Genomic DNA, 5,010 nt, shown 5'->3' with positions numbered 1-5,010 from the left:
AATCGAAGGGGTTTGAGGTGATCAGGTCTACTCACCTCAAACCCCAAAACTCATTTGGGCGATTACTATTCCAGGTGGGTTTCATTAAGGCAATTGAAAAAGTACTTGGGGTCACGCCATAGAAAGGAAAAAATCGTACGCTAAGAGGCTAAAATCCTTGGTAATCATGGGATGAAGCTTATCCATTATCACTATAAATCATCATTTATTAGGTCTTCAGTCTCCAGATGTAATCACCTGTCAAACTGATATGTTCCCACCCCAGGGGAGAAGATAGATAGCTCAGGTACTCTTCAGGCACTTTTTTCTGCTTTTTCACTTTAGTAATAGCTTCTTCAAGGTGAACAGTGTTCCAGAGAATAATGGCGGCAACGACCAGATTAAGGCCAGATACCCTGTAACTTTGATTCTCGAACGACTTATCCCTGACTTCTCCAAGACGGTTGAAAAATACAGCTCTGGCAAGGTTGTTTCTCGCCTCTCCTTTATTTAGCCCTGCCTGAACCCTTGCCCTGAGTTCAGGTTTCTGCATCCACTCCAGGATGAATAGAGTTCGTTCTATACGGCCAAACTCCCGCAGTGCCAACGCCAGTTTGTTTTGTCGTGGGTAGGAAGCAAGCTTTCTGATAATCAGTGAAGCCGTCACAGTTCCGAGCCGGATGGAACTCGTTAGCCTCAGCAGCTCATCCCACTGTTTTTCGATGGTACGGATCTTGATACGATCCCCCAGAATAGTTTTTAACTGAGACCAGTTTTCTGATTTTTCAGGAGGATAGAGCACAAGGTCTCCTAGGTCTCGAATTCTTGGGGCAAACCTGAAACCCAGAAGGTGACACAGACCAAACACATGATCAGTAAAACCCGCTGTATCGGTGTAGTGCTCTTTGATATTCAAGTTGCACCCGTGATACAAAAGTCCGTCTAGAACATAAGTGGCGTCACGGGTATTGCTATGGATCAAGCCCGTATAATATGGGGCGTACTGATCCGAGATATGAGTGTAAACATTCACGCCAGGCTGACTGCCATATTTTGGGTTAACATCGCCCAGGTGTCGGGCAACATTCCCAACCGGAAAATCCTGTCCATCTGATGAGGATGTACTGCCATCGCCCCAACTGTTCACAAGCTCTGTTTCATGGTGAAAATTGACCAGCTCTGCCAAGGCACGTGAGTAGCTGTCATCCCTTACATACCAGTCAGCTGTCCAGCTGAGCTGTTTGAATGTCGCCCCTCTGCTCGCCTGCGCCATTCGGGTTAATCCTAAATTGATAGCATCCGACAGTATGACGGCCAGCAGGCTTTGTTTGTCTTCAGCAGGAAGCCCTGTTCTCAAGTGGGTGAACTGGTCAGTAAAGTGAGTGATGTCGTCTACCTCTACAAGTAGATCGGTGATCTTGATTCTGGGCATTGTCTGGTAAATTTCTCTAATGAGTGACTTGGCCTCTTCGGGCGTATCTGTAGCCTTGTGTGGCCTCACATGAAAGCTGTTTTTTTTGATGGTCACATCGTCCAGCTTCCCCTGCTGAATGAGTAAATCCACCTTATCAAGTTCACTCTTAAGCAAGCTGATGCGCTCTGATATATAGCGACTAAAGCATGTCACAATTGCAACGGGCAAATCATCCTTTTGCTTCATTTCGTCATAGGTATCTTTGCTGATCAGGTAGCCATTAAAGTCCTGATACTGTCTGCTTCCTGATACATAAATATCACAAGATCGGAGGTGGTTTCTGAGTTCACTAATGGCACAGAGTTCGTAGAAATGTTTGTCTGGCTCATTGTTCTGGAAGACCAGCGGAACCCATTGGGCAGTAATGAAGGACATTGGCGCATCGTCTGGCAGTTTTCTTTTACCACCCTGATTCATTTTCCGAAGAAGAATAATCGCATCCAGAACATCTTGCCCCCCCTTGGTGGCCTGAAAGTCAAAGTGTTCCAGTAACTCTGGCGTGTAACGTCGTATCTGGGGATACTGGTTTTTGGTAAAGCGTAGTGGGTTCAATTTACAGGGGTTGGCCAAGTCTTCCGCCTCTTTGAAGCGTTCCTGTAAGTCGTCCCATGAAAAAGCCAAGTCAATGGCATTCCAAACATCATTTTCCTTCTCCCGACTTTCAACCAGTACTTCACCCAGCGTCGCCAGAGTGTTGATTGCCTGTTTTATAAGCTTGGTTTCTTTCTGCAACTGTTCCGTGTACTTGTGTTTGCTCTTTTTGAGCAAGCTTCCAACGATACGATCATGCATGTTGATAGCCTCATCCACCAGAACTCTGGAGTATTCAAGTAGGTACACCGTCAAAATAGAGTAGCGTCGAGAGATATCACTGATCATTCTGAGATTTTGGGAAGCTATGCGAGAGCCCTCTCTGGCTAAAAGCTCTCTTCTTGATACTGGAAGGTGTTTGATAATGGAGTCCGGCAGCGACAAAGCTCTGATTGCATCAAGCTTCTCTAAAATGGCGAGGACATTGGATGGACAAGGGCGTCCGACAGGCTGGCGAATCCATGAAAGCTTGCTTTGTTGCTTTCCATTGGAGTTCAGCCAATCATCAAGTTTTACACAGTGTTGAGGCTGTAGCTGTTTATTGATCAGGTTATAAATACGACGGTCAGCATTGCACCTGGCAGCAGCGACCATGCGCTCAATCACTGGAATAACGGGGTGTAGAACTCGCCTGAGCCGAAACTCATTGAGCAGAGCCCCTACCAAGAAGTCACTTCGAGGATTTTCGACTGCAATAGGAATGAGCCAACGAGTCATATTGCGGTAATGCGATTCCCCAAATGACTCAACCTGTAACTGTTGAGCCAACAGTAAAAAGTGCTCTCGCCGGGTTACTTCCCGCTGTGCGTAACCTGAAAATGCAATGGGGTTAACGGCTATCTGTTCTGCTATAAAAGCAACGAATTTATCGGGAAGCGGGTCATTGGCTTGCAGCCGTCTTCCTGGATAGCGCATCAGGCAAAGCTGTATAGCGAAACCAATCCGGTTCCTTGACTCTCGCCGTTTACGGATCATGACAAGGTCGGCCGATGAAAGAGTGTAATACTTTGCCAGCTCTGCCGGTTCAATGGGCAATGCTGCAAAAAATTCACGCTGGGATTGGGAAAGAACAGTACGATGTGGCATCGGAAAGATACTTTTTTGTCGCTATCAAAAACGATGGTTTTCGATAAGATAGCCTAGCCAGAAAATCTATATTAAAACGTCTTGCTTTCAGGTTCTCAAAAACTATTCTTGAAATTGCTTTCTCAATTCTTTAGTCTTAAACGAGTTTTGATAACAAGGAGGTCAATTATGCCTCATGAACAATTTCCAGCTCCTCAACTAATCGGACAGTACCGCCGTTTTGGTGAGCTAGGTCCAGCCTATAAAATTATTGCTCCTATCAGGCCTATCGGACAGGATGACTGGGTAGTCTTGATTCATATTCCAGAATCAGGCGAAGAGACTGAATACAGGTACTCAAATATCAAAAATGACCCGGTGGCTCACTGATGTTTGCTATTGCCTTTGATCTTGTAGTTGCAGAAACCGAGAAACATCATCCGAAAGGAGTACCACAGGCTTATATTGAAATTGGCTCTACTTTATCCAAGCTAGGCTTCAGCCGGGTACAGGGAAGCCTTTATGTAACTGAAGACGAAAATATGGCCAACTTATTCAGAGCCATTACCGCATTAAAATCGCTCCCGTGGTTTCCTGATTCCGTGAGGGATATAAGAGCATTCAGGGTTGAGCAGTGGTCTGATTTCACAGAAATGATCAAGGAAGGCTGAGCATGAAGATCGGTTATGCAAGAGTATCTAGTAAAGACCAAGACCTTTCTTTACAGCGAAAAGCTCTCACTGAGGCTGGTTGTACCAAGATTTATGAAGATAAAATCAGCGGGACTCAGAGTAATCGAGAAGGCTTGAAGTTAGCACTCGAAGTTCTGCGCAGAGGTGACGCTCTGGTTGTTTGGAAGCTTGATCGCTTGGGGCGAAGCGCAAAACACTTGATATCATTGGTCAATGAACTTGAACAACAAGACTGTCATTTTGTGAGCCTTACAGACAACATTAATACAGGAACTACAGCAGGTCGCTTTTTCTTTCATGTCATGGCAAGTCTTGCTCAGATGGAAAGGGAGCTAATTGTAGAGCGAACCAAAGCTGGTCTTGAAGCTGCACGTCAGAAAGGAAGGGTTGGAGGCCGTAAGCGTCAGATGACAGATTCTAAAATTGAGTCTGCCAAGAGACTGTTGACCAATGGCATTCCCCCTAAAGAGGTTGCAGCTAATCTTGGTGTTTCAGTTCCAACACTTTATAGATGGATACCAGCATCTAGCAGACTCTGAAGAAGTGGTTGTTTTTTATTTGGAACAGTGACTAATGTTTCAGTGTGATTTCAGATGAAAGATGATTTAGATTTTGAAAAAGACAGAGCACTTCCCGTTGTCCACTGTTTCAGTAATCTTTCCTCATCTTGCTTACAACATGTTTTTTAAAAAGTTAATGTGATAGCTGTGGTAAGGGGCTATTTAAATGCAAAAAAATGATTTACTCAGATATCATCCTGAGCGTTATAGGCAAACAAGGCCTTTTGCAAAGAGGGTTTTCTCAGCTTATCAGAGTATAAATGGATTGTGGTGAATACTTGGAGTCCATAACACATATTATCACAAACTCCTACAACAAGGAGCTTGATAGTATTGAGAGAACAAAGAGACCAACTGACATAAAGTGGCTAATGAAAGAGCCATCAATTGCATCGTACTGCAGCGCATTTTGTGCCTATGGCCGAAACATTTTTCATCTTAGTGATGAGATTATTGAGGAATTTTTACAAACAGATGTAGGTTCCATTCCTTTAGAAGCTATTGATTTCCCTTATGAGTGCTTTTATATAAGTTTCGGAGCAACTAACAAGCTAAAGCTATCTAAAGAGGGAACTCATGTTGATGGAGCCTATATAGTGCCTGTCAGAAAACCCATGAATAATCCGAGTCAACAGGCACTTACAAAATT

Annotated in this window: 5 protein-coding genes; 4 read left to right on the top strand and 1 reads right to left on the bottom strand. The window is 44.3% G+C overall.

Annotated elements, in window-relative coordinates; genetic code table 11:
* Nucleotides 1-208: 208 nt before the first annotated feature.
* A complete protein-coding gene (locus KDK15_RS20465) occupies nucleotides 209-3,130 on the bottom strand; it encodes a Tn3 family transposase (RefSeq protein WP_257297254.1) in 2,922 nt (973 codons plus the stop codon).
* A 168-nt stretch (nucleotides 3,131-3,298) separates the two neighbouring features.
* Between KDK15_RS20465 and KDK15_RS20460 the strand changes: the two genes are divergently transcribed.
* From KDK15_RS20460 to KDK15_RS20445, 4 genes are all read left to right on the top strand, one after another.
* Nucleotides 3,299-3,499, top strand: coding sequence for a DUF5397 domain-containing protein (locus KDK15_RS20460; RefSeq protein WP_257297253.1), 201 nt, complete (start codon nucleotides 3,299-3,301; stop codon nucleotides 3,497-3,499).
* On the top strand, nucleotides 3,499-3,780 hold the full coding sequence (locus KDK15_RS20455) for a virulence factor (protein WP_257297252.1): 282 nt from the start codon (nucleotides 3,499-3,501) through the stop codon (nucleotides 3,778-3,780). Before KDK15_RS20460 ends, KDK15_RS20455 begins: the two co-directional genes overlap by 1 nt.
* Nucleotides 3,781-3,782: 2 nt before the next feature.
* On the top strand, nucleotides 3,783-4,340 hold the full coding sequence (locus KDK15_RS20450; protein WP_257297251.1) for a recombinase family protein: 558 nt from the start codon (nucleotides 3,783-3,785) through the stop codon (nucleotides 4,338-4,340).
* A gap of 392 nt (nucleotides 4,341-4,732) precedes the next feature.
* Nucleotides 4,733-5,010 (top strand): hypothetical protein (locus KDK15_RS20445; protein WP_257297250.1); only part of this gene is annotated, 278 nt, incomplete at its 3' end.

This window comes from Endozoicomonas sp. YOMI1, assembly GCF_024606345.1.
Taxonomy (GTDB): Bacteria; Pseudomonadota; Gammaproteobacteria; order Pseudomonadales; family Endozoicomonadaceae; genus Endozoicomonas.
This window is presented reverse-complemented; position numbering and strand designations above follow the sequence as displayed.

Excerpts from the sequence above, each read along its gene's own strand:
- KDK15_RS20465 (WP_257297254.1), bottom strand. The coding sequence starts at position 3,130 with ATGCCACATCGTACTGTTCTTTCCCAATCCCAGCGTGAATTTTTTGCA.
- KDK15_RS20460 (WP_257297253.1), top strand. The coding sequence starts at position 3,299 with ATGCCTCATGAACAATTTCCAGCTCCTCAACTAATCGGACAGTACCGC.
- KDK15_RS20455 (WP_257297252.1), top strand. The coding sequence starts at position 3,499 with ATGTTTGCTATTGCCTTTGATCTTGTAGTTGCAGAAACCGAGAAACAT.
- KDK15_RS20450 (WP_257297251.1), top strand. The coding sequence starts at position 3,783 with ATGAAGATCGGTTATGCAAGAGTATCTAGTAAAGACCAAGACCTTTCT.